Annotated in this window: 26 protein-coding genes and 1 pseudogene; 12 read left to right on the forward strand and 15 right to left on the reverse strand. The window is 29.9% G+C overall.

Annotated features, from left to right (window positions below):
* Positions 1 to 19: 19 nt before the first annotated feature.
* Both AC4PG3_RS06035 and AC4PG3_RS06040 read right to left on the reverse strand, forming a co-directional pair.
* Positions 20 to 514 (reverse strand): rubrerythrin family protein, encoded by a 495-nt coding sequence (locus AC4PG3_RS06035; RefSeq protein ID WP_492198152.1) that lies wholly within the window; start codon positions 512 to 514, stop codon positions 20 to 22.
* A gap of 20 nt (positions 515 to 534) precedes the next feature.
* A complete protein-coding gene (locus AC4PG3_RS06040; RefSeq protein WP_492198153.1) occupies positions 535 to 957 on the reverse strand; it encodes a Fur family transcriptional regulator in 423 nt (140 codons plus the stop codon).
* 278 nt (positions 958 to 1235) lie between these two features.
* On the opposite strand from AC4PG3_RS06040, the gene AC4PG3_RS06045 reads away from it, so the two are divergent.
* The 4 genes from AC4PG3_RS06045 (at position 1236) to AC4PG3_RS06060 (ending at position 4211) form a co-directional block, all read left to right on the forward strand.
* On the forward strand, positions 1236 to 2162 hold the full coding sequence (locus AC4PG3_RS06045; RefSeq protein ID WP_492198154.1) for an alpha/beta hydrolase: 927 nt from the start codon (positions 1236 to 1238) through the stop codon (positions 2160 to 2162).
* A gap of 151 nt (positions 2163 to 2313) precedes the next feature.
* Positions 2314 to 2697, forward strand: coding sequence for a GntR family transcriptional regulator (locus AC4PG3_RS06050; RefSeq protein WP_492198155.1), 384 nt, complete (start codon positions 2314 to 2316; stop codon positions 2695 to 2697).
* Positions 2698 to 2699: 2 nt separating this feature from the next.
* Positions 2700 to 3551, forward strand: a complete 852-nt coding sequence (locus AC4PG3_RS06055; protein WP_492198156.1) for an ABC transporter ATP-binding protein — start codon at positions 2700 to 2702, stop codon at positions 3549 to 3551.
* Between the two features lie 3 nt (positions 3552 to 3554).
* Positions 3555 to 4211 (forward strand): ABC-2 transporter permease, encoded by a 657-nt coding sequence (locus tag AC4PG3_RS06060; RefSeq protein WP_492198157.1) that lies wholly within the window; start codon positions 3555 to 3557, stop codon positions 4209 to 4211.
* 67 nt (positions 4212 to 4278) lie between these two features.
* Here AC4PG3_RS06060 and aroF read toward each other — a convergent pair whose 3' ends face one another.
* Both aroF and AC4PG3_RS06070 read right to left on the reverse strand, forming a co-directional pair.
* Positions 4279 to 5097: a 3-deoxy-7-phosphoheptulonate synthase gene (gene aroF, locus AC4PG3_RS06065; protein ID WP_492198158.1), complete on the reverse strand. Its 819-nt coding sequence runs from the start codon at positions 5095 to 5097 to the stop codon at positions 4279 to 4281.
* A gap of 182 nt (positions 5098 to 5279) precedes the next feature.
* Complete coding sequence (locus AC4PG3_RS06070) at positions 5280 to 5819, reverse strand: DUF6512 family protein (protein ID WP_492198159.1); 540 nt, start codon at positions 5817 to 5819, stop codon at positions 5280 to 5282.
* A 214-nt stretch (positions 5820 to 6033) separates the two neighbouring features.
* Between AC4PG3_RS06070 and AC4PG3_RS06075 the strand changes: the two genes are divergently transcribed.
* Positions 6034 to 7617 carry an NAD(P)/FAD-dependent oxidoreductase gene (locus tag AC4PG3_RS06075; RefSeq protein WP_492198160.1) on the forward strand — a complete coding sequence of 528 codons (1584 nt, stop codon included), beginning with the start codon at positions 6034 to 6036 and terminating at the stop codon, positions 7615 to 7617.
* Between the two features lie 67 nt (positions 7618 to 7684).
* Here the strand turns inward: AC4PG3_RS06075 and AC4PG3_RS06080 are convergent, their stop codons facing one another.
* From AC4PG3_RS06080 to AC4PG3_RS06090, 3 genes and pseudogenes are all read right to left on the reverse strand, one after another.
* A complete protein-coding gene (locus AC4PG3_RS06080; RefSeq protein ID WP_492198205.1) occupies positions 7685 to 8608 on the reverse strand; it encodes an IS3 family transposase in 924 nt (307 codons plus the stop codon).
* Positions 8542 to 8715, reverse strand: a complete 174-nt coding sequence (locus AC4PG3_RS06085; protein WP_492198161.1) for a hypothetical protein — start codon at positions 8713 to 8715, stop codon at positions 8542 to 8544. Before AC4PG3_RS06085 ends, AC4PG3_RS06080 begins: the two co-directional genes overlap by 67 nt.
* Before the next feature lie 18 nt (positions 8716 to 8733).
* A pseudogene (locus tag AC4PG3_RS06090) lies at positions 8734 to 8817 on the reverse strand (helix-turn-helix domain-containing protein); the annotation flags it as partial.
* A gap of 103 nt (positions 8818 to 8920) precedes the next feature.
* Between AC4PG3_RS06090 and istA the strand changes: the two are divergent.
* Together istA and istB are read left to right on the forward strand one after the other, a co-directional pair.
* Complete coding sequence (gene istA / locus AC4PG3_RS06095; RefSeq protein WP_492196213.1) at positions 8921 to 10129, forward strand: IS21 family transposase; 1209 nt, start codon at positions 8921 to 8923, stop codon at positions 10127 to 10129.
* 55 nt (positions 10130 to 10184) lie between these two features.
* Positions 10185 to 10943 (forward strand): IS21-like element helper ATPase IstB, encoded by a 759-nt coding sequence (gene istB / locus AC4PG3_RS06100; RefSeq protein ID WP_492196212.1) that lies wholly within the window; start codon positions 10185 to 10187, stop codon positions 10941 to 10943.
* Here the strand turns inward: istB and AC4PG3_RS06105 are convergent.
* The 6 genes from AC4PG3_RS06105 to AC4PG3_RS06130 form a co-directional block, all read right to left on the reverse strand.
* Complete coding sequence (locus tag AC4PG3_RS06105; RefSeq protein ID WP_492198162.1) at positions 10914 to 11252, reverse strand: helix-turn-helix domain-containing protein; 339 nt, start codon at positions 11250 to 11252, stop codon at positions 10914 to 10916. The genes istB and AC4PG3_RS06105 overlap by 30 nt on opposite strands.
* A 60-nt stretch (positions 11253 to 11312) precedes the next feature.
* Positions 11313 to 12284, reverse strand: coding sequence for an ABC transporter ATP-binding protein (locus tag AC4PG3_RS06110; RefSeq protein ID WP_492198206.1), 972 nt, complete (start codon positions 12282 to 12284; stop codon positions 11313 to 11315).
* Positions 12281 to 13279, reverse strand: a complete 999-nt coding sequence (locus AC4PG3_RS06115) for an ABC transporter ATP-binding protein (protein ID WP_492198163.1) — start codon at positions 13277 to 13279, stop codon at positions 12281 to 12283. Before AC4PG3_RS06115 ends, AC4PG3_RS06110 begins: the two co-directional genes overlap by 4 nt.
* Before the next feature lie 13 nt (positions 13280 to 13292).
* On the reverse strand, positions 13293 to 14270 hold the full coding sequence (locus tag AC4PG3_RS06120; RefSeq protein WP_492198164.1) for an ABC transporter permease: 978 nt from the start codon (positions 14268 to 14270) through the stop codon (positions 13293 to 13295).
* A 2-nt stretch (positions 14271 to 14272) separates the two neighbouring features.
* Positions 14273 to 15202 (reverse strand): ABC transporter permease, encoded by a 930-nt coding sequence (locus AC4PG3_RS06125; RefSeq protein WP_492198165.1) that lies wholly within the window; start codon positions 15200 to 15202, stop codon positions 14273 to 14275.
* A gap of 125 nt (positions 15203 to 15327) precedes the next feature.
* Complete coding sequence (locus tag AC4PG3_RS06130; RefSeq protein ID WP_492198166.1) at positions 15328 to 17136, reverse strand: peptide ABC transporter substrate-binding protein; 1809 nt, start codon at positions 17134 to 17136, stop codon at positions 15328 to 15330.
* A 292-nt stretch (positions 17137 to 17428) separates the two neighbouring features.
* Here AC4PG3_RS06130 and AC4PG3_RS06135 point away from each other — a divergent pair, with 292 nt between their 5' ends.
* Positions 17429 to 17686 (forward strand): putative signal transducing protein, encoded by a 258-nt coding sequence (locus AC4PG3_RS06135; protein ID WP_492198167.1) that lies wholly within the window; start codon positions 17429 to 17431, stop codon positions 17684 to 17686.
* Between the two features lie 343 nt (positions 17687 to 18029).
* Here AC4PG3_RS06135 and AC4PG3_RS06140 read toward each other — a convergent pair whose 3' ends face one another.
* Together AC4PG3_RS06140 and AC4PG3_RS06145 are read right to left on the reverse strand one after the other, a co-directional pair.
* Positions 18030 to 18392 (reverse strand): hypothetical protein, encoded by a 363-nt coding sequence (locus AC4PG3_RS06140; RefSeq protein ID WP_492198168.1) that lies wholly within the window; start codon positions 18390 to 18392, stop codon positions 18030 to 18032.
* 79 nt (positions 18393 to 18471) lie between these two features.
* Positions 18472 to 19143 carry a BMQ_0737 family morphogenetic spore coat protein gene (locus AC4PG3_RS06145; protein ID WP_492198169.1) on the reverse strand — a complete coding sequence of 224 codons (672 nt, stop codon included), beginning with the start codon at positions 19141 to 19143 and terminating at the stop codon, positions 18472 to 18474.
* Between the two features lie 430 nt (positions 19144 to 19573).
* Here AC4PG3_RS06145 and AC4PG3_RS06150 point away from each other — a divergent pair, with 430 nt between their 5' ends.
* The 4 genes from AC4PG3_RS06150 (at position 19574) to AC4PG3_RS06165 (ending at position 23434) form a co-directional block, all read left to right on the forward strand.
* Complete coding sequence (locus AC4PG3_RS06150) at positions 19574 to 20221, forward strand: HAD family hydrolase (protein ID WP_492198170.1); 648 nt, start codon at positions 19574 to 19576, stop codon at positions 20219 to 20221.
* A 285-nt stretch (positions 20222 to 20506) separates the two neighbouring features.
* Complete coding sequence (locus AC4PG3_RS06155; RefSeq protein WP_492198171.1) at positions 20507 to 21673, forward strand: quaternary amine ABC transporter ATP-binding protein; 1167 nt, start codon at positions 20507 to 20509, stop codon at positions 21671 to 21673.
* A gap of 15 nt (positions 21674 to 21688) precedes the next feature.
* Positions 21689 to 22519: an ABC transporter permease gene (locus tag AC4PG3_RS06160; RefSeq protein WP_492198172.1), complete on the forward strand. Its 831-nt coding sequence runs from the start codon at positions 21689 to 21691 to the stop codon at positions 22517 to 22519.
* Between the two features lie 81 nt (positions 22520 to 22600).
* Positions 22601 to 23434 carry a glycine betaine ABC transporter substrate-binding protein gene (locus AC4PG3_RS06165; RefSeq protein WP_492198173.1) on the forward strand — a complete coding sequence of 278 codons (834 nt, stop codon included), beginning with the start codon at positions 22601 to 22603 and terminating at the stop codon, positions 23432 to 23434.
* Positions 23435 to 23438 lie beyond the last annotated feature (4 nt).

Consider the following 23438-nt stretch of genomic DNA (forward strand, 5'->3'; position numbering starts at 1 on the left):
ATTATCTAATATTTTTAGACTAGTATTTTATAAATTTGGAACCTGGTACACCACAAATGCTACATTTTTCTGGTGTGAACTTTTCAATATTTCCACAGATAGGGCATAGGTAGTAGAATATTTCTTCTGATTCATCAAGGTTTTCTAAAGCTTCTTTATATAATTTAGCATGAACTTTTTCTGCTTCCATTGCGTAAGTAAATGTTTTAACAGCTGCTTTATTTCCTTCTTCTTTAGCAGTTTCTAAAAATCCAGGGTACATGCTTTCAAATTCGTAAGTTTCTCCATCAACAGCATCTTGTAAGTTTTCAGATGTAGATTTAACTTTATTAGCCACTTCAAAGTGTTTAAGAGCATGTATAGTTTCAGCATCTGATGCAGCTTGGAATAATTTAGCTGCGTTAATATGTCCATCAGCTTTAGCCTTTTTTGAATATGCTAAGTACTTTCTATTTGCTTGGGATTCACCAGCAAATGCCTCCATAAGATTATTAAGTGTTTTGTTGTTTTCCATTTAAATCTCCTCCATTTAATTTATTTATTTTTTCCAATACACATTGGACAAATACCTTTAAAATATATATCTTTTTCAACTACTTTAAAATTACCTAGTTTTTTTGTAACTAATGAATTAAAATCTATGTCGAAATCAAAGATTTCCCCACAGGATTCACATTTAAAATGTCCATGATTATCTGACATAAAATCATATCTAACTTCATTATTTTCAATATTTAATGGTTTTACTAAGTTTGCATCCATTAATATATTTAAAGTGTTATATATAGTTGTCTTTGAAAGTGTAGGAATTTCATTATGAAGATCAGTATATATACGATCTACAGTAGGGTGAACCCTATTATTATACATATACTCTAAGACTTTTAGTCTCTGGTGAGAAAGTCTAATATTTTTTTCTTTTAATTTATTTGTTAAAATATCAAAAGATTGATTCATATAATTCACATCCTTTACACTGATAAATGGAACAACTACTAATTTGTAATGATTACAATCTTATTATAATAACAATCTAGAATAATGTCAAGGGAAATTTAGAATTAATATTATATAGAATTAATATTATATAGAATTTATATATAGGTAATAAAAATTTAGTGATATAAGCTTTATAATTTGTTTTTATCATTATTGAGTTTAGATTTTATAGAAAACAATAGTATAATATAAGATGTAGAATAGAAATAACACTTAATTTTAAAAGGGGGATAATAGTGATAAGTAAAAATTTTATTTTTAAATCAGGAGATGAAACAGATATATTCGTATATAAATGGATACCTGAAGATGTTGAAATTAAGGGAATAGTACAAATATCCCATGGTATGGCAGAAACAGCTAAGAGATACGAAAGATTTGCACAGGTTTTGACAAAGAATGGATATATTGTATATGCAAATGATCATAGAGGACATGGTCAAACCGCTGGAGTTATTGAAAATCTAGGGTATCTTGGAGATAAAGATGGTTTTAACTGGTTAGTACAAGATGTATATGACTTAAGTAAGCTTATAAAAAAAGAGAATCATTCTTTACCTTTATTTTTATTTGGTCATAGTATGGGTTCATTTGTAGCTCAAAAGTATATCATGCTCTATGGTAATGAATTAAAAGGGGTTATACTTTCAGGATCAAATGGGAAACGAGGAATGATCCTTAATATTGGCGCTGGATTAGCAAAGATGGAAATTAAAAAACATGGTAGAAAGAGGCAGAGTCCAAGATTAGATAAACTTTCTTTTGGTAATTTTAATAAGTTTTTTAAACCTAATAGAACTAAATTTGACTGGCTTAGTAGAAGCCATGATGAGGTAGATAAATATGTAAATGATCCTCACTGTGGCGCCATTTTTACTTCAGGATTTTTTTATGATTTTTTTACTGGACTCAAGGAGATTGAAAAGAAAGATAATTTAAAATTGATTCCAAAGAATTTGCCAATTTATATTTTTTCAGGGGATAAGGATCCTGTAGGTAAATTTGGAAAAGGTATTGTAAATCTTTTTAATACATACAAAAGAAATGGTATTAAAGATGTGAGTTATAAACTTTATAAAGATGGAAGGCATGAAATGTTAAATGAAATAAATAAAGATGAAGTTATGAATGATGTAATTGTATGGCTAAATCGTTATATATAGAAATAGTATTTTAGATTCCCTTAGACTTAAGTCTAAGGGAATTTTTATTCCTATCTTAAATAGTATTTAGAATTGAATATTATTTTTCTTGACTAATAAGTGATTGATGTGTATAATGTGATGTATAAACATACACATTGGAGGTGAGAAGTTGGGAGGTCTGAACATTATAATATCGAATACCTCAGAAAAGCCTTTATATGAACAGATTAAAGAACAAATCAAGTCTGCAATTTTAAAAGGAGCTTTAGACAATGGAGAACTACTACCTTCTATTAGAAAGTTTTCTACAGATCTAAATGTCAGTATTTTAACTATTAGACGAGTTTATGATGAGTTAGAAAAAGAAGGATTTGTATCTAGTAAAGCTGGAAAAGGTACATTTGTACTTGCTGGTAATAAGGATTTAATCGAAGACACAAAGAGAGTACTTATAGAAGAAAAGTTAATTGATTTAATTACCCTTGCAAATACCTTAGATATTGATATAGAAGAGTTACATAAAATGCTAGATATAGTTTATGAGGAGGTTTAACCATGGATGATATATTAATAATAAGAAATGTTTCAAAGTATTTTAATACTTTTACTTTGAGTGATGTAAATTTAAGTATAAAAGAGAATTGTATTACTGGTTTTTTAGGTAAAAATGGAGCGGGGAAAACTACATTAATAAAGATTATATTAGGTCTAATTCGTAAAGATCAAGGTAATATTATATATTTCAATAATCCTAATTTAAGTAAAAAAGATATAAAAGATAAAATAGGTGTAGTTTTAGATGATGGATATTTTTATGATAATTTAACATTAGATCAAATGAAAAGCTTAGTTTCATCTACTTATACGAATTGGGAGGAGAATAAATATGAAACTTATATGAAAAGATTTAATTTAAATGGAAAACAGATAATATCAACTCTTTCAAAGGGGATGAAAATGAAGTATGCTTTAAGCTTAGCTTTATCACATAACGCAGATTTATTAATTATGGATGAACCTACATCGGGACTGGACCCAGAAATAAGAAAAGAACTAATGAATATACTAAATGAATATATACAGGAAGATGGGAAAAGTGTATTATTTTCTACTCATATTACATCAGATTTAGAGAGAGTTGCTGATGAAATAATAATAATTAATGATGGTAAGATTTTAGAACAAACTAGCAAGGATGAATTATTAGAAGAGTATAGGCTTATAAAAGGAAATAATGATATATTAGAAAAAATAAATAAAAATGATTTAAGTTTTTTAAATAAAACAAATTATGGATTTAGTGCAATCACAAACGAGTATAAAAAATTAAGTAAAGAATTTCCTGAAATTGTTGTTGAAAGAACAAATTTAGAAGATATTTTTTTAGCAAAAACGGAGGTGCTTTAATCTATGAAACAATTAATAAATTTAGTAAAAAAAGATTTTTTACTTATTAAAAAATATAATATGATAATGCTTTTATTTAGTATAATAGCTCCAATATTTATTTCAATTAAATCTCCTGAAATTCAAGCTAATAGTTTTATTCTTTATATCTTATTAGTTTTAATGCTAACTTTTATGACATATCATATGATTTCAATGGAGGAAATGAAAAATAAAGGAATGATATATGTTCAAACTACTCCAATGTCTAATAGCTTAATTGCATTATCTAAAATAATTGTTGTTACTATATCTTTTTTTACAATTTCAATAGTATATATAATACTATCTAATATAGAGATAACCAAAGTGGGGAGTATAGGATTAGTAGGGATAATGATAGCTTTTTTATTGGTAGAATTATTCTTTTCAATTTATATTCCTTTGACCTTTAAACTTGGATATATTAAGCTTCAAATGGTAAGTGCAGGTATAATTTTTATTAGCCCATTTTTAACTGGGTTGCTATCTAAAAAATTAAGCAATAGTGCATCTATATTTTTAAAATTGCAGAACATATCTAGCAATTTATTAATTGTAATATGTATATTAATAATTATTACTATAGTACTTATAAGTGTAAAATCTACAGCTTTAATTCTTGATAATAAAGAATACTAATTCTTTACGATATGTATTTTCTATTGTTATAAACTAAAAAACTCTCTTATTTTCTAAGAGAGTTTTTTTAAATAGTTTTATTTTCTATAAGAGCTATTTTTCTAAGTGAATTCATAAGATTATCAAATCTTTGTGGTGTAATAGATTGATCTCCATCACATTTTGCATTATCAGGATCATTGTGTACCTCAATAATTAAGCCATCAGCACCTGCAGCTATTGCAGCTTTAGATAGTGGCTCTACTAGCCACCATTTACCACTTGAATGGCTTGGATCTACGATTATAGGAAGATGGCTTAGTTTTTTTATTATTGGTATAGCACTTAAGTCTAGTGTATTTCTAGTATAATTTTCAAAAGTTCTTATACCTCTTTCACATAAGATTATATTTTCATTTCCTTCAGCCATAATATATTCTGCAGCCATCAAAAATTCTTCTATTGTTGAAGCCATACCTCTCTTGAGAAGTATAGGTTTTTTTGTCTTACCAACTTCCTTTAACAATTCATAGTTTTGCATATTTCTTGCACCGATTTGAATTATATCTACATCTTCTATAAATAAATCTAAATAGTCTGTAGACATAAGTTCGGTTACTATAGGCAAGCCTGTTTCTTTTTTAGCTAATTTTAATAATTCAATCCCACTTTCTCTCATACCTTGAAAACTGTAGGGAGAAGTTCTAGGTTTAAAAGCTCCTCCTCTTAAAAAAGCTGCACCAGATTTCTTAACTGATTTGGCAATATCTATTATTTGAGTTTCACTTTCCACAGAGCAGGGACCTGCAATAATAGCAATCTTTTTTCCCCCGATTTGTTCTTTGCCTATGGAAATAATAGAATTTTCCATATGAGAAAGCTCATCATCTTTTTTTCTTATTACCAATGTATCATCTCCTTGTAGATAGAAAAATTAATGAGTTCCCTCGACTACATTTATATTAATAGCTTCAAAAACTTTTATTATATCTTCTATTTTATCCATTTTACATTTTAATTCTTCTAAGTATTACTTATTCCATTTAATATTACTATAGAAATAAATGATAGTCAATCAGTGCTTACAAATTAAGAGTCAATCCCATATTTCCCTGTATTGTTATCCATAAATATAGGTAGTTCAGGAGGAAAAAAAGTAAAGAAGATAAGGATAATCCCTAAAATAATAAATCCTATTAATGAGGTAATATTAGTAATTTTATTAAAATTAATTTTTAGTATTTTCATACTCACTATTTGACAAAGTATAGCCCCTAATACAAAGGAGAAAATGTTCACTATAAGTGATTCTTCACCTACTATAGCATGATAAGAGTAAAATACTATCAAAATAGTAAATGTTAATACTAATATTCCTATAAATTTTCCTATAAAAAAACTAGTAGTATGATTTTTTAAAAAATGATACTCTATAAATATAAAAAATAATAGTGCAAAATATCCTAATTTAAGATGTTCCCAAACACTTTCGTTTACTGGAGAAAAAAAAGCTACCAATTTAGAATTACTAGACCATTCAAAGGTAAAATGTAATAGGCTTCCTACAGTTATTATCCAAACTATTCCCCAAAGCTCCCATTTTTCTATTGTATTTAAGTTTTTGAGCATTTATCTCCCTCCATCTATTTTAATATTATGCCCTTTTTTAAACATAATAAAGATTAACAATATTTTTAAATTCTTAGCAAATAGTTATAAGAAAAGCTTATATTGAAACATTAAAAAATCGGGAAGCTTTTTAGATAAATATTAAAGCGGAAATTTCCTATTTGTTATAAAAAAGGGTATAATAGTAAATAGTCTATATAAAAAAGGAGAAAAAATGTTAAGGATACCAAATATAAAATTAAGAATAAATGATGATGAAGAAAAAACTATTAAAAGGGAAATATTAAAAAAACTCAAAATAAAGGAAGATGATTTAATCGAGTATGAAATCTTCAAAAAATCTATAGATGCTAGGAAAAGAAATGATCTTTACTTTATATACACAGTAGATGTAAAGCTTTTAGATGAAGAAAGTATACTTAGAAAAATAAATGGGAAAGGGGTTAGTAAGACTCCTGACAAGCAATATATTTATGTAAAAAAAGGACAGAAAAATTTAGAGAAAAGACCTATTATAATAGGAGCAGGACCATCTGGAATATTTGCAGGTTTAATACTTTCTAGAATGGGTTATAGACCAATTATAATTGAAAGGGGAAAATCTGTAGAAGATAGAGTTAAAGATATAGATGCATTTTGGGAAACTGGAAAATTAAATATTGAATCAAATGTTCAATTTGGTGAGGGAGGAGCAGGAACTTTTTCAGATGGAAAATTAAACACATTGACAAAAGATTTTAGAAGTAGGAAAGTATTAGAGGAATTTGTACTTCATGGAGCTCCAAAAGAAATTTTATATATAAATAAACCTCATATAGGCACTGATATATTAAGACAAGTGATAATAAATATAAGAAAAACTATTATTAGTTTAGGCGGGGAAGTTAGATTTAATAGTCAATTAACAGATTTGATAATAGAAAATGATAATTTAAAAGGAATAATTATAAATGACAGTGAAGAAATAAAGACAGATCTGATATTGCTTGCATTGGGGCATAGTGCTAGAGATACCTTTGATATGATATATAAAAGGGGACTAGATATATCACAAAAGTCTTTTTCAATAGGAGTAAGAATAGAGCACCCACAAGAAATGATAGATAGAACTCAATATGGAAAATTTGCTAAAAACCCTAAATTAGGGGCTGCTGATTATAAATTGGCTGGTCATTTTGAAAATGGCAGATCAGCATATACATTTTGTATGTGTCCAGGTGGAGAAGTGGTAGCTGCTGCTTCAGAAGAAAATATGGTAGTGACAAATGGAATGAGTTACTATAAAAGAGATCAAGAAAATGCAAATAGTGCCTTGTTAGTAGGAGTATCTCCAAAGGATTTTGAGAGTAGTCATCCTTTAGCAGGAGTAGAGTTTCAAAGAAAGTGGGAAAGTTTAGCATTTAAAGCAGGTGGGGGAGGATATGTAGCTCCAGCTCAATTAGTTGGAGATTTCCTTAAGGGAGAAGCTTCTACAAAATTTAAAACAGTAAAACCTTCTTATAAACCAGGGGTAAAGCTAACAGATTTAAGAAAGTGCTTACCTGAATATGTAATAGAAACTATGAAGATGGCATTAAATGAATTTGATAGAAAGTTAAATGGATTTAAAAATCCAGATGCTATAATGACAGGAGTTGAAACTAGAAGTTCTTCTCCTATTAGAATAAATCGAAATGAAGGATATATGAGCAATATAAAAGGGATATACCCTGTAGGAGAAGGGGCAGGATATGCTGGAGGAATTATATCAGCTGCAGTAGATGGAATAAGAATAGCAGAGCAAATTGCAAGTGAATAGTTTATAAAAAAATGTCAGGGGGAGTCTGATGTGAACCCTTTAATACGGACTTTCGGATAATATTTAATTATGCGGCTTGTTGCCTATACTCAATAGGTGACAGGCCGTTTAATTTCTTCTTTATTCTTTTGTTATTATACCAGTTAATATATTCTGTAATCTTTTTCTCTAACTTCTTAATGGATGTAAATTTTTCTCCATAGTACATTTCTTGCTTCAATATCCCAAAGAAATTTTCCATTGGAGAGTTATCTATACAATTTCCTCTTCTAGACATACTTTGTTCAATATTTCTCTTTTTTAATCTTTTCACCCATTGAGCATGCTGATAATGAAAGCCTTGGTCAGAGTGAATTGTTAATTGATGCTTCTTAGGAAGCTTTTTAAGAGCATTATCTAAGGCATCCGTTGTAAATTTTACTGTAGGAGCTGTAGATAGATTAAATGAAATTATTTCGTTGTTAAAAAGATCCATAATAGGTGATAGATACAGTTTTTGATTACTGCCTTGGATTTTGAATTCAGTTACATCTGTAACCCATACTTTATTAGGAACTGTTACTTGGAATTGCCTATTTAATTTATTCTCTGCTATCTTTCCAACTTCACCTTTAAAAGAACTATAACCTCTAGATCTTCTGGAAAATTTTATGCACTTCATATCATTCTCTTTCATGATTCTATATACTCTTTTATGGTTTATCTTTAAGTCCTTTTGTTTTAGAGCAATGGTAATTCTTCTGTATCCATAAGTTTCATTTGATTCTTCAAATATATTTCTAATAATATTTATCAATTTTAACTCTTCTTTGTTAACTGTTTCTAGTTTTTCTACCCATTCATAGAATGAACTTTTGGGCAAGTTAGCTATCTTAAGCCAGATTCTCAATTTGATTGAAGGGAATTTCTGCCTTAATTCCATTATTACTTTCGTTTTTTCCTTGTTTTTTGCTCTCTTTTTTGGACTAAGGCTTTTAGCTTTTTTTCGTATGCTAAGCTCGCTCTCAGAAATTCATTTTCTTCTCTTAATTTAATTAATTCTTCTTTATCGCTTTTGGTGAGATTTAAAGCATCTTTTTTCTTCTTGTTTTCAGACATAGTACTAGGCCTCCCAATCGACTTATTAAGCCCTTCGAAGCCTTCATCTAAGTATTGCCTTTGCCAATTAGCAATCGTACCCTGATTGCTAATACCAAAGTGATTAGCAGCTTCTTATAAATGCTAAAATAATATTGTAGGAAGTTGCCAATATTTTAATGTACAATATTTACAAAATTCTCTATAGTATTAATGGGTGATGAAAGTGATTTTAAACATTAATACAGAAATAGAGATAAAAACTGTAAAAGATTTAAACAAATTAAAAACATTAGTGGAGGTTAATAATTTGGAAAAACCAAATTTCAGTGAAATAGGAAGGGAGTTGGGAGTTGATAGGAGAACAGTTAAAAAATATTATGAAGGAAATACGGAAAAAGAAAGAAAAGAGAAGAAATCTAAAATAGATGATTATCACAATATTATCACTTCTTTGCTATCAGCAAAAAGCAAGCAGATATTCTACTACAAATCTCATCTCTATAGATATCTGGTAAGAGAGCACGGGCTTGAATGTTCTCGTAGCAATTTTAATTACTACATTTTAAAGAAAAGTGAATTTGCTGAGTATTTTAAACCAAAAGCAAAAAAAGATTCTGTGAAATCTGAAACACCTTTTGGTAAACAAGCTCAGTTTGATTGGAAAGAGAAATTAAAATTTTCTTTTAAAGATAATAGTGAAATGCTTTTAAATGTAGGTAGCTTAGTCTTATCTGCCTCTAGATTCAAGGTATGGGCAATATATCCATCAACAAGTCAGAATCATCTATTTGATTTTTTATCTAATTCATTTGAATCATTAGGTGGAGTGCCAAAAGAAATAGTAATTGATAACGCTTCTACTATGATGGATAAAGCTAGAACCGAGTGTTCAGATGGTAAAGTAAATAGTAAGTTTAAGCAACTTTCTGATGACTTTGGATTTAGCATATATCCTTGTGTTAGAGCAAGACCTAATACTAAAGCAAAAGTTGAAAATCCAATGAGAATAATTGATGAAATTATGAATTACAATGGTGTTTTAGAAGATTTACAAGAATTGCATGAAAAGATGAGTGTAATCACAAATGAAGCTAATTCAAGAGTATGTCAAGCTACAGGATTACCACCTATATTAGTTTTTAACAAAGAAAAAGAACATCTATTACCACTCCCACATGATAAAATCTGTTCTTTTTACAAAAATGAAACTGTACAAGCAAAGGTGAATACCAATAGCCTATTTAAATACAAGCATAATATGTATTCAGCTCCACCAGATTTAATTGGTAAAAATGTTACAATACAAGTTAGTGAAAATAACTTACATGTATATTATAACAAAAAACTAATTACAATCCATAGAATAACAGAAAAAAAGATTAATTATCACAATGATCATCATTTAAAGATGTTAGGATTAACATTTAAATGAAAAGAAGATGTTTCAGAGTATGCAGATAAACATTTAAAAGAATTGGAGAAATTTAATGAACAATTATCAAAAGTTATGTGAGAACCTAAAAGAGTTAAAGTTAGTTCAGACAAGCTTGAGACTAGATGAATATATTACAAAAGTAAATGAGGATAAAATAAGTCTAGTAGACGCACTTTATGAGCTTACTACAAAAGAAATAGAAATAAAAAACTTTAATGCTACAAATGCAATGGTTAAAGTAGCAGGATTTCCACATTTAAAAGAAATGAAAGATTTCGATTTTGAGTTTCAGCCTAAAATAAATAAACAACAATTTTTAGATTTTGAGAGTTTAAGATTTTTAGAAAACAATAGTAATATAATACTAATTGGAAATAGTGGGGTAGGCAAGACTCATCTTGCTACTTCCATTGGTATGGCAGCTGCTAAAAAGCGATTTAGCACTTATTTTATAAAATGTCAAGACTTAATTGCTCAACTAAAAAAGGCATATTTAGAAAATAAATTAGACAGTAGAATAAAACATTTTAGCAAATATAAATTGTTAATAATTGATGAAATAGGCTATCTTCCTATTGGAGAGATGGAAGCTAAAATGTTTTTCCAACTAATAGATAAAAGATATGAAAAGAAAAGCACAATAATTACTAGCAATATAAATTTATCGGATTGGAGTGAAATATTTGTAGACAATATGTTAGCTAGTGCCATCTTAGATAGATTAGTCCATCATTCTAGTATAGTAAATATATTAGGTAATTCTTATAGAACAGCTACTGCTCTATCTAAAATATCTAATAAAGATAATTAGCAAAACTGTACATAGAAATATTGGCACATTTATGCAAAATAATCTTGACATTAATACTTCTCTGTAAGAGCAATTATGGTATTGCCTATATTGTAATACACGTAGCTTAAATTCTCCAGAGTAAAAAGTTTTTGTAGATTTTATTTTTAGTCCTTCTTCTCCGTAGCTTTCATAATTTTTAACCCAATCCCTAACTCGACTAAAATTTGTTATAGCGTATTTTTTTGCTATAGATTCATAACCACCTGTTTCTCCACTTAAATAATCTTTCACTACTTCTAACTTAAACTTAAATGAATATTTAGACATGATAAAACCCCCTAAATCCGTGTCCGGATTTGGGGGGTAACATCAGTCCCCCTGATATTTTTAAATTTCATTTATTTCTTCTGCTCTATGGCATGCTACAAAGTGTTTTGGTTTTAATTCTCTGAAAGAAGGCGTCTCCGCTCTACATTTATCTGATGCGTAGCTACATCTATCTACAAATCTACATCCTTCTTTTGGGTCTATAGGACTTGGTACATCTCCTTCAAGCATTATCCTTTTTTTATTCCTTTGAATTTTAGGATCTGGAATAGGGATTGCTGAAAGAAGAGCCTTTGTATAAGGATGAAGAGCAGAAGTATATAAGCTTTCTGAATCTGAAAGCTCCATCATATGTCCTAAATACATTACACCAACTCTATCTGAAATATATCTTACCATTGAAAGATCATGAGCTATAAATAAATAAGTTAACCCAAGTTTCTTTTGAAGGTCTTTTAGTAGAGTAACTACTTGAGCTTGAATAGATACATCTAGGGCAGAAATAGGCTCATCACATACTATAAATTTAGGATTTAAAGCTAAAGCACGAGCAATACCCACCCTTTGTCTTTGTCCTCCTGAAAACTCATGAGGAAATCTATCAGCATGTTCTTCATTTAATCCTACTAATTCAAGTAAATCAACTACTCTTTTTCTACGTTCCTTACTGTTGTTTGTTATCTTATGAATATCTAAAGGTTCAGCTATAATATCTTCAACAGTCATTCTTGGATTTAAAGAAGCATAGGGATCTTGAAATATCATTTGGAAATTTTTTCTTACTTCCTGCATTTGTCTTTTAGACAAATTATATATATTCTTCCCATTAAATACAACTTCTCCATCTGTAGGTTCATATAGTTTGATTATGGTTCTACCGGCAGTAGTTTTACCACATCCAGATTCTCCAACTAAGCCGAAAGTTTCACCCTTATATACATCAAAACTTATTCCATCTACAGCCTTTAGAGTTCCTTCACCAACATTAAAATGTTTTTTCAAATTCTTAATAGATATAAGTGGTTCCACTATAACTCACCTCCATTAGCTTGTGCCATAGGATGATTTAACCAGCAGCGACTTTTATGACTTTCACTGTGTTTTTCAAAATCTGGCATATTGTCCTTGCAAATATTCATAGCAAAATCACATCTTGCAAAAAATGGGCAACCTTTAGGAGGGATATAAAGATCTGGAGGAGTCCCTTTTATAGAATATAAAGGTTCTTCTCTTGACATATCTAATTTTGGTACAGAAGCTAGAAGTCCTTTAGTATATGGATGTTTAGGATTTTCAAATATTTCTTCTGTTATACCTTCTTCTAAAATTTGTCCTGCATACATTACTTCAACACGATCGCTCATATCAGCTACTACACCTAAATCATGAGTGATTAGGATAATTGACATACCTAATTTATCTTGAATATCCTTCATTAATTCTAAGATTTGAGCCTGTACAGTTACATCTAAAGCTGTAGTAGGTTCATCAGCTATTAAAAGGGTAGGGTCTGAAACCATTGAAAGAGCAATCATAACACGTTGTCTCATTCCACCTGAAAACTCATGGGGATATTGGTGTATTCTCTTTGAAGGTTGAGGAACTGATACTAATTCTAACATTTCAATTGCCTTTTTTTCTGCTTCTTCTTTGGATATATTTCTGTGTTTCATTAGACCTTCTGTTATTTGTTTTCCAATTTTCATGGTAGGGTTTAAAGAGGTCATAGGATCTTGAAACACCATTGCGATTTTATCTCCACGAACTTGTTCCATTTCTCTATCTGTCTTTTTTAAAAGATCTTCTCCATTAAATATTATTTGGCCATTTTTAAAGAAAGCAGGAGGTTTAGGAAGAAGTTGCATTATTGAATTTGCAGTTACACTTTTTCCACATCCTGATTCACCAACTATGGCAACTGTCTGAGATTTTCCTACATCAAAGCTTATACCCCTTACTGCCTCAACTTCTCCAAAGAAGGTTTGAAAGGATACAGCTAAGTCTTTTACTTCTAATACTTTTTCCATTTTTTCACCTCTTCTATTTTCTAAGCCTTGGATCAAGTGCGTCTCTAAGCCCATCTCCCAATACATTAAATGAAAACATTATAAGAGAGATAAATAGGGCAGGGATTAGTATTTGATAAAAATTACCTACGGCCATTCCTGCTAATCCTTCATTTGCTAAAGTACCTAAACTAGATCTAGGAGCTTGAAGTCCCAGTCCTAAAAAGCTTAATGTGGCTTCTGAAAATATTGCTCTAGGTATTGCAAGAGTAACATTTACAAGTATAGGACCTAATGTATTTGGGATAATATGTTTTCGTAGTATCCAACCACTTGAAGCTCCTAAGGATTCACTAGCAAGGGAGTATTCGGCTTCCTTTAATTGTAAAACTTGGCCACGAACTAAAATTGCCATAGGGACCCAAGAAGTAAGACTTAGGGCAAGTACTAAGACAAACATACTAGTTCCAGAACCTACAGTTGAAAAGACTACTGATAAGAGTATTACAACAAGTAAGTAGGGGATAGAGTATATAATCTCAGCGATACGCATCATAATAGAGTCAACTCTACCACTAGCCATACCAGAGATACCACCATATAGTACTCCGACAGTGAAGACTATTAAAGTTGCTAAAAGACCTATAGCAAGGGAGTATCTAGCTCCATACCAAACTCTTGTAAATAAGTCTCTACCTAGTTCGTCAGTGCCGAACCAATGAACACTTCTTAATTCTTCTATACTAAAGCCTTCTCCAATATTTGGATGTTGATTTATTAAATCATAATTTTGTTCAAAGTAAGTATATTTATTTAATAAAGGCCCCAACCAGGATAATATAATCATTATAGTTATAATAACAAGTCCTGTCATGGCTAACTTATTTTGCTTTAATCTTCTCCAAACATCTGGCCAATATTTTATGCTTGGGCGCCTAATTCTTTCAGCACTATCTTCTTCTCTGACTACAGGCTGAAACATCTCAGGATTTAGTTTTTTCATGTCATCCATGATTATCTTCCCTCCTTAGTAAGTTTAATTCTTGGATCTATAAAGATATAGGCGATGTCTACTAAAAATAACATTGCAATTAATATTATAGAATAAAAGATAGTAGTTCCCATTATAAGTGTGTAATCCCTACTAACAATAGATTTTACAAAGAAGGAACCAAGTCCAGGGATACCAAATATTTTTTCAACTACAAAGCTACCTGCAAGAAGATTTGATATAAGTGTACCAAGAACAGATATAATAGGTAAAATTGCATTTCGAACGGCATGCTTTAATATAACAGCTGATCTTTTTATACCTTTAGATTTAGCAGTCTTTATGTAATCTTGTCCTAAAACTTCTAGCATAGAAGATCTCATAAGTCTAGCAGTATATGCAAGTGGCATTAGAGATAATGATAGGGCAGGGAGTAAAGTATGCTTGAAAGTTCCCCATCCTCCTATTGGAATCCAGCTTACATTTTTCGCCACAAATTGAATCAAAAATGTACCCATGATAAAACTTGGAACAGAGATACCTATAATTGCAATCATCATTGACAGATAGTCTGGAAACTTATTTTGATAAAGGGCTGCCATAGCTCCAAGGGCAGGTCCAATAAGTAGAGCGATAAGTAGAGCTTCTGCACCAATATAGGCTGAAACAGGGAAACCTCTTTTTATCATATCATTTACAGTTTCAACTTTTGATTTCATAGAATCTCCAAAATCACCTTTAAGTAAGTTTTTGAGATATATTACATATTGTTCAGATTTAGGTTTATCAAGTCCATATTTTCTTTGAAGATTTTCATATACTGCAGGTGGCATTTTTCCTTCTTGATTAAATGGATTGCCAGGTATAGAATGCATCAAGAAAAATGTGATAGTGATAACAGCCCAAATAGTAATTAAAGACATAATTAGTCTTTTAAAAAGGTATTTTTTCATATAAATTCTCCTTTCTTTAAATTAAAAAGAAAACCGAAGATAAAGTCGACGATTTTCTCTGGGTAATATCCAAAATAAGTAGGACAGATATACCTGCCCTACTTTATTAAAGCTAATCATCTTTTTTATTTTTCTATATCTGCATAAGTTAATTTAGGGTAATTCACTAATGGCTTATACACTCCAGTTACATAAGATTTTTGTGCATAAGGTTGAGTATAGAAATATATTGGAATAACAGGCATATCTTCCATTATCATTTGTTCAGCTTCTCTCATAGCTGCAAATCTAACTTCCTGATCAGCAGTAGATTTAGCCTTAAGAACTAGTTCATCATACTTAGGATTGTTGTAGTTTGCATCATTAAAACTAGATTCGCTCCACCATAAGTCAACAAATGTCATAGGGTCTACATAATCTCCAACCCAACCAGCACGAGAAATATCATAGTCAGCAGCTTTTTCTCTATCAAGTTTTACCTGGAAGTCTACATTTTCAAGTTGTAGTTCAACACCCAAGTTTCTTCTCCACATTTCTTGAGCAGCTTGTGCAATTTTCTTATGACTTTCACTAGTATTGTAAAGTATAACTAAGTCTTTTAAATCTTCTTTAGTCATTCCTTCTTCAGCTAGGCCTTCTTCAAATAATTTTTTACCTTCTTCAACATTATATTCTACCAATTGTCCTACTTTATCTCTATATTCAGATTCAGTTTCATCCATTATACCAAATGGAACTACACCTTCAGCTGGGATTTGACCACCTTGTGCAATTTTAGAAGTGATAGTTTCACGATCTAGAGTCATTGATAATCCTTTTCTAACTTTAACATTGTTAAAGGGTTTTACATTAGGATTAATATTATAATAATAAGTTCCTACCATTTTACCAATTTGAAGTTCAGGATTCTCTTCTTCTAGCATTTGTGCAGTAACAGCTTGTGGAAGCTCTACTAAGAAGTCATAATCTCCACCTTCATATCCTTGCCAAGTAGTATTTGCATCTTCTATTATAGTAAAGTCGATACCGTCAAGATTAACTTTATCTTTATCATAATAATTATCATTTTTTCTTATCTTAATATTTGCGTCATGACTCCATTCAGTTAAACTAAAAGGTCCATTAGATACATGAGTATCAGCATTTTTAGCCCAATCAGCATTTCCTTCTACTACATTTTTATTTACTGGGAAATAAGTGTAGAATGCTGTTAACTCCAAGAAGTATCCTGTAGGAGTTTCTAAAGTTATTTCTAAAGTTGTATTGTCTAGGGCCTTGATACCTACATTTTCTAAGGCTTTTTCTAAACGGTTTTGATAAACCATTTCATTTATTTCCTCTTCACTTTTGCCTGTAGTATCTAGTCCATCTAATTCACCAGGTAATATTTCTTTGATAATTTCTTTTGTATCATCTTCAGGGTCTGTATATTTTCCTGGTTTTTCAACAGCATTATAAGCTTCTGCACCTTTAATATAGAAAAGTTGGAAAGCATAATCCGCAGCTAACTCTGGATTTAAAGCTCTTTTCCAAGAATATTCAAAGTCATGAGCAGTTACAGGGTCTCCGTTTGACCATTTTACATTATCTTTTAATGTGAAAGTATAAGTTAAATCATCATCACTTAACTCATATTTTTCGGCCATACCTGGAGCTATTTTTCCATCTTCATCAAGTTTCATAAGACCTTCAAAGGTATGATTTAATACCCAAGACTCATGAGTTCCTTGAGCAAGTGCAGGATCTAGTGAGCCAGGTTCACTTGCATTGTTTGTTTTTAAAATCTTTTCTCCAGAGTTTCCAGAATCATTATTATCTGGTGCCTCTGTTTCGTTGCCTGTATTAGCATCATCATTAGATCCTGGTACACAACCAGTAAATATGATAGCTGTTACTAAAAGCAAGCTGATTAAAACTAAAAGCTTTTTTTTCATTTTACATCCTCCTTTTAAGTAGATAAATAAAATTATCTTTAACCATTTTTAACATTTTACCACCATAGCGAGATAAAATCAATAGCAATTTAGTATATTCAGATAGTTAACAATATAATGTGGTGATTTAAATCGCTAAATTATGGCAGGGGTGTGATTGTATATTTGTCTATAATAATTATATTAAGGAATCTTTAAGATTAGTATTTATAATAGAATTAATATGTCGCATATAAATTTATTATCTAAAATTTAGGGTATATTTATATATAAATAGGAAAGAGGTGGTCTTGTGTTTTGGAATAGAGATAAAAATACAAATAGGGATGATATAGAATTAGTTTTATTGAGAAGTACTCAAGAACAATATAAATTTATAACTGTGAAATCTATTTTAGAAGAAAATAAGATTCCATTTATAATAAAAGATAGGGGATCAGGAGGATACATGAGAATTGCCAGTGGAATATCATTTTATCCAACAGAGATACTAGTTGAGAAATCAACCTTTGAAAGGGCAAATGAAATTTTAGAAGAATTGAATTTATAGAATAAAAAATATAACCCCTTTTAGAAGATTGAATAGTATAGAGTATCATATATATATATGTGAAATAATTTAAAGATCAATTGAGGCAGATATAAATGAAATAATTGATTTAATCTTTGATTAATTAGATACTTATTTCTCACTTGGATTATATTTACTTGTTACTATTTTAGTTGTTTTTTTCTAATAATATTAAATTTACAATTGTTGATGTAAATTCAGTTATAAATGTTTTTATCTTTGGTATCTTATGGATACTTCTTTATTCAATTATTAGTATATATAAAACCTTGTTTTAAATTGATTTTATATATCAATGTCAATTATTCAAACTTACAATAGATTATGGATTAATTTCATTTTTATTTTTTCTATCTAATTTTGATTGTAGCATACAACTCATTTGAAATTTCCCACCATTAATCTCTTTAAAAAATTCTTGTTGAGAATAGATCTTATTGTCCAGTATAATTTTTGGGGAAGATAGATCATACTTTTGATTTGGAATACTATTATTATGATTATTTATAGTATTATTTTGTACTGGCTGAGTTATTCCATCTCTTAATTCTTTTATTTGAGAATTCAAGTGATTAAAATCTTTTTCTGTTTTTTTATAATGCTGCAGTAAAGTATACTCCTCGAATAGTACAACTCCAATAAATATTAACATGAGTATAGCTGCAATGTAAAGAGAAATAATCATATTAAACACCACCTTATAGATATTTTTTATTATATTGTATGTAGATCATGGGAAGATGTTAATCTTCCCATGGAGATAATTAACTCCCTGGATAAACATTAGGACATTGTTTTGGGAATGTGGTACCCTTGCAATCCAATCCAGAGTCACAATCAATATAATTATCCCTTGGAGTACAGAATCTACCTAGCACTTCAAGTTTAACCTCAGTTTCCACCTGTAAATCTTGGCATACCAAAATTTGAAATATGAATTGTCCATCTACTGGGAAAGATGTCAAGGGAAGAGCTTCAGCACTCTGAATGTGAGTGATAATGTTGTCTGTTGTAAATTCATCTGGGAAACATACTCCAGCTCTTTGAAAAAACTGTAATGTGCTACCAAATGATACTAGAAGAGTTGGAGTGATAATAGGAGCTGCCGGTGTACCTAAATCGAATACGGATATATTCAGATTCACAGTTTTTAAAATTTGTGCACAACCTATTGAGGTATCAACTCCATCGATATCTACAATTTTTCGCGTTACATTAAATACATTAACATCTATATCTGTAGCAGGATCAATTGTTACTACGACATCTAACAGGTTCCCTGCTGCAATAGCCGCATTGATTACTACCAGTTCTGCATCGGGAATTGTAACATTTTTAATTTCATCTACATTCAAGGTTACCCAATCGTACACCTTTGGTACTCTGATACATTCGTTTGTTGGATTCCCAACAGCACGTTCTTTACAATTAGCCATAATTTTATACACCCTTTCTTGAATAATATATTTATCGTGTTACATTATATAGTATGTCCGCTACATCTAATTGTTGATAAAAATAATTAATCATTGACAAACTAGAATTGTTTTGGTTCTTTTTATTGTTAGTTGATTTTGTTTTGCTTTTTTAATATAAAACTTTTATATTAGAATTTTTGAGAAAATAAATTTAAAGTGAAACTTAGTTATATATTTTAAATTTAATATAAAATATTTTTAAGCGATATAATTGTATTGTCTCTAAATGCTATTAAATCAAATATATTATAGGAATAAATATATATAAGAGTTGAGAGTTTCTATTGATATTTATGACTTGTCAATTAGATTTATATATATAAATCTAATTGACTTATTTTTTATAGTAGTATATATTTTATATACTAAATATTTGGGAGTGATAAATTTGAAGGCTATAATATTCGATATGGATGGTGTCATCGTAGATAGCGAACCTTTACATTTCAAGCTAGAAAGAGAATTGCTTAAAGAATTAGGTGGAAATATAGATAAAAAAGAGCATGAAAGATTTGTAGGTAGTACAGATTTTAACATGTGGCATACTTTCAAGAAACAATTTAACTTGAAACCCTCAGTAGAAGAAATGATTGAAATGAAAAGAAACAGATTTATAAAGAATATTTCAAATCTAGAACTTATACCTAATTTTTTAAATTTTATGTTAGAAGTTTACAATAAAGGATATAAAATTGGCTTAGCTTCTTCAAATAATAAAATGGCAGTAAATGTAATAGTAAAAACTTTTAAATTAGATAAATATTTTGACTTTATTATAAGTGGTGAAGAGGTGGAAAATGGAAAGCCTGATCCAGAGATATTTTTAACGGTTGCTGATAAATTAAATGTTAAACCTGAAGAATGTTTAGTAATAGAGGATTCAAAAAATGGAGTAATAGCTGCAAAAGCCGCTAGGATGAAATGCATAGGATTTAAAAGCAAAGGTTCAGGAGACCAGGATCTTGCACAAGCAGATTTAGTAATTGAAGATTTTAATCAACTAAATTTAGGAATTATACAGAATTTGTTTGAGTGAATTCATTTTAAAAATAAAATTAATTTAAGAAATCTAGATCCATTGTAATATGAAGTATAAGACAAATTATGGTAAAAATATTTAGGGCTCTGTATTTGATTCACTTTTAGATATATGATACCGTTATATATGGTTAAATAAAGGACATCTTAATAATTAACACAAATAGAAAACACTAAATGTATTAGATGCTTTGAAAAACTCTAATATATTAGTGTTTATTTGTTGTTTGGAATTATATTGAGATTTGAAACTTAATAAAAATTAAATTGGAGGCTTTGACAGATGTCAAGTATTGAAGTAAAAAATGTAGTGAAAATTTTTGGTGAAAATGAAAAAAGAGCACTCAAGCTTTTGAAAGATGGAAAAACCAAAGAGGAAATACTAGAAAAAACAGGAATGACAGTAGGAGTAAATGATGTAAGTCTGAAAATTAGTGACAATGAAATATTTGTAATGATGGGATTGTCGGGTAGTGGAAAATCTACTTTGCTTAGATGTATAAATAGACTTATAAAACCTACAGCTGGAGAAGTAATTATAGATGGAAAAGATATAGTTAAATTAGATATAAAGGAACTAAGAGAATTAAGAAAAAGAAAGTTCGGAATGGTATTTCAAAATTTTGCACTCTTTCCATTTAGAACAGTACTAGAAAATACTTATTTTGGTTTAGAAGTATATGATATATCAAAAGAAGAAATGGAGCAAAAAGCTAAATCATCACTTAAAAAAGTAGGTTTAGAAGGTTGGGAAGATAAATACCCTGATGAATTAAGTGGAGGGATGCAACAAAGAGTTGGTTTAGCTAGAGCTCTTTCTATAGATCCAGATATACTTTTAATGGACGAGCCCTTTTCTGCACTTGATCCTTTAATTAAAAAAGATATGCAGGATTTACTTCTTGAAATATATGATGAATTAGATAAAACAATAATATTTATTACTCACGATTTAGATGAGGCTCTCCGATTAGGAGATAATATAGCAATAATGAAAGATGGAGAAGTAGTACAATTTGGTACGCCAGAGGAGATATTGACTAATTCTAAAAATGAATATGTAGAGGAATTTGTTAAAAATGTAAATAGATCTCAAATACTTTCAGCTAGAGAAATAATGGTTAATCCATTAGAACTTGTCTATGACAATGATGGGCCAAATACAGCTAGATATAAGATGAATAAAAATGGGATCTCAAGTATTTTTATAGTTGGAAAAAAGAGAAAGCTTAAAGGTCTAGTCACAATAGAAGATGTAAATAAAACAATAGAAGAAGGAAATAAAGAGTTATCAAAGATTATTAAAGAAACTAAAACTGTTAGCCCAGATACTACTTTAAATGAAATATTTGAAGACATAGCTCAAATGGATACTCCACTACCTGTGGTTGAAGATGGATATCTAAAGGGAATAATAGTTAAGGGAACAGTATTATCAAATTTATCATAAATGGAGGTGTTAATTATGAATCTTATACCAATAGGATCAGTTATAGAACAGTTTGTAAATTTTTTACAAGAGAATTATGGAGCATTTTTTGAAGGAATTACAGATATTATAGAAGGATTTATGGGAGGGACACAGACACTTTTGCTTTCCCTACCACCTTTAGTATTTGTAATTATCTTAGCAGTATTGGCATATGTGCTTGCCGATTGGAAGGTAGCTTTATTTACATTTGGAAGTTTAGTATTAGTTTTTTATATAGGAATATGGATATATTTTATTCAAACTTTTGTATTGGTTTTAGTATCGGCTATTATTTCCTTAGCAATAGGATTACCTATAGGAATCTTAATTAGTAGATATAAGAAATTAGATAGAATAATTACTCCTATATTGGATTTTATGCAGACTATGCCTCCTTTTGTATATTTAATACCAGCAGCACTATTGTTTGGAACAGGGGAAGTACCAGGTATTATATCTACAGTGATATTTTCTATGCCACCTGCAATTAGGCTTACAAAATTGGGACTTAATCAAGTACCAGATGAATTGGAAGAAGTTGGTCATAGCTTTGGATTAAACGGAATTCAGATGTTATATAAGATTAAATTGCCAATGGCTTTACCTTCTATAATGGCAGGGGTAAATCAATCCATAATGTTAGCTCTATCTATGGTTGTAATTGCATCAATGATAGGAGCAGAAGGCTTAGGTAGCCAAGTTTTAACTGGAATTCAAAGACTTGAGATAGGAGTTGGATTTGAGGCAGGACTCGGGGTAGTAATTCTTGCAGTAATATTAGATAGAATAACTGGAAGTGTAGATTTAAATAGAAATATAAATTAAAATATGGAGTGATTTGTTATCAAAAATAGTAAATTTTTATTAGTAATTATTACAATATTAATATTTGCTTCAGGTTGTGCTATGCTTGAGCCACCTATATCTCAAGAGGATAGAAATCAAGAGTCAAAAGGTACGGTAAAAATAGGATATGTACAGTGGGCATCAGCAGAAGCATCTACCTATATTGTAAAAGAAGTATTAGAAGAAAAGGTGGGCTATGAAGTAGAAATTCCCCTACTTCAAACAGGACTTATGTATCAGTCAACTGCAACTGGAAAGATAGATGGTTTTGTGTGTTCGTGGCTTCCAGATACAGATACAAATTACTGGGAGAAGTATAAAGATGAAATAGTAGAATTAAACAACAATTATCTATCAGCTCAAATTGGACTTGTAGTTCCAGAATATGTAGAAATAGATAGTATAGCAGAGCTTAAAGACCATAAAGATAAATTTGATGGAAGAATAGTAGGTATTGATCCAGGAGCCGCTCAAATGGTAGTAACAGAAGATAAACTAATGCCACATTATGGTTTAGACAATTGGACACTAGAAGAAAGTGGGGGTCCGGCCATGACTGCAGAATTATCTCGTGCAATTAAAAAAGAAGAGTGGATTGTAGTTACAGGCTGGAAGCCACACTGGAAATGGGCTGAATGGGATCTGAAATTTTTAGAAGATCCTGATAAAATAATGGGAACAGGTGAATATATAAAGAGCATGGGAAAACCCACAATAAGAGAAGATCTTCCTGAAGTGGCAGCTTTTTTAGAAAACTATAGTCTTACTACGGAGCAACTTTCTTCGGTAATGCTGGAAATTCAAAATGGAAAAGATCCAGAAGATGTTGCAAAAGAATTTGTTGAAAATAATGAGGATATAGTGAATGAGTGGATACCAAAAGGTATAGACTAATTTT

The organism is Tissierella sp. QWL-11 (genome assembly GCF_058683765.1).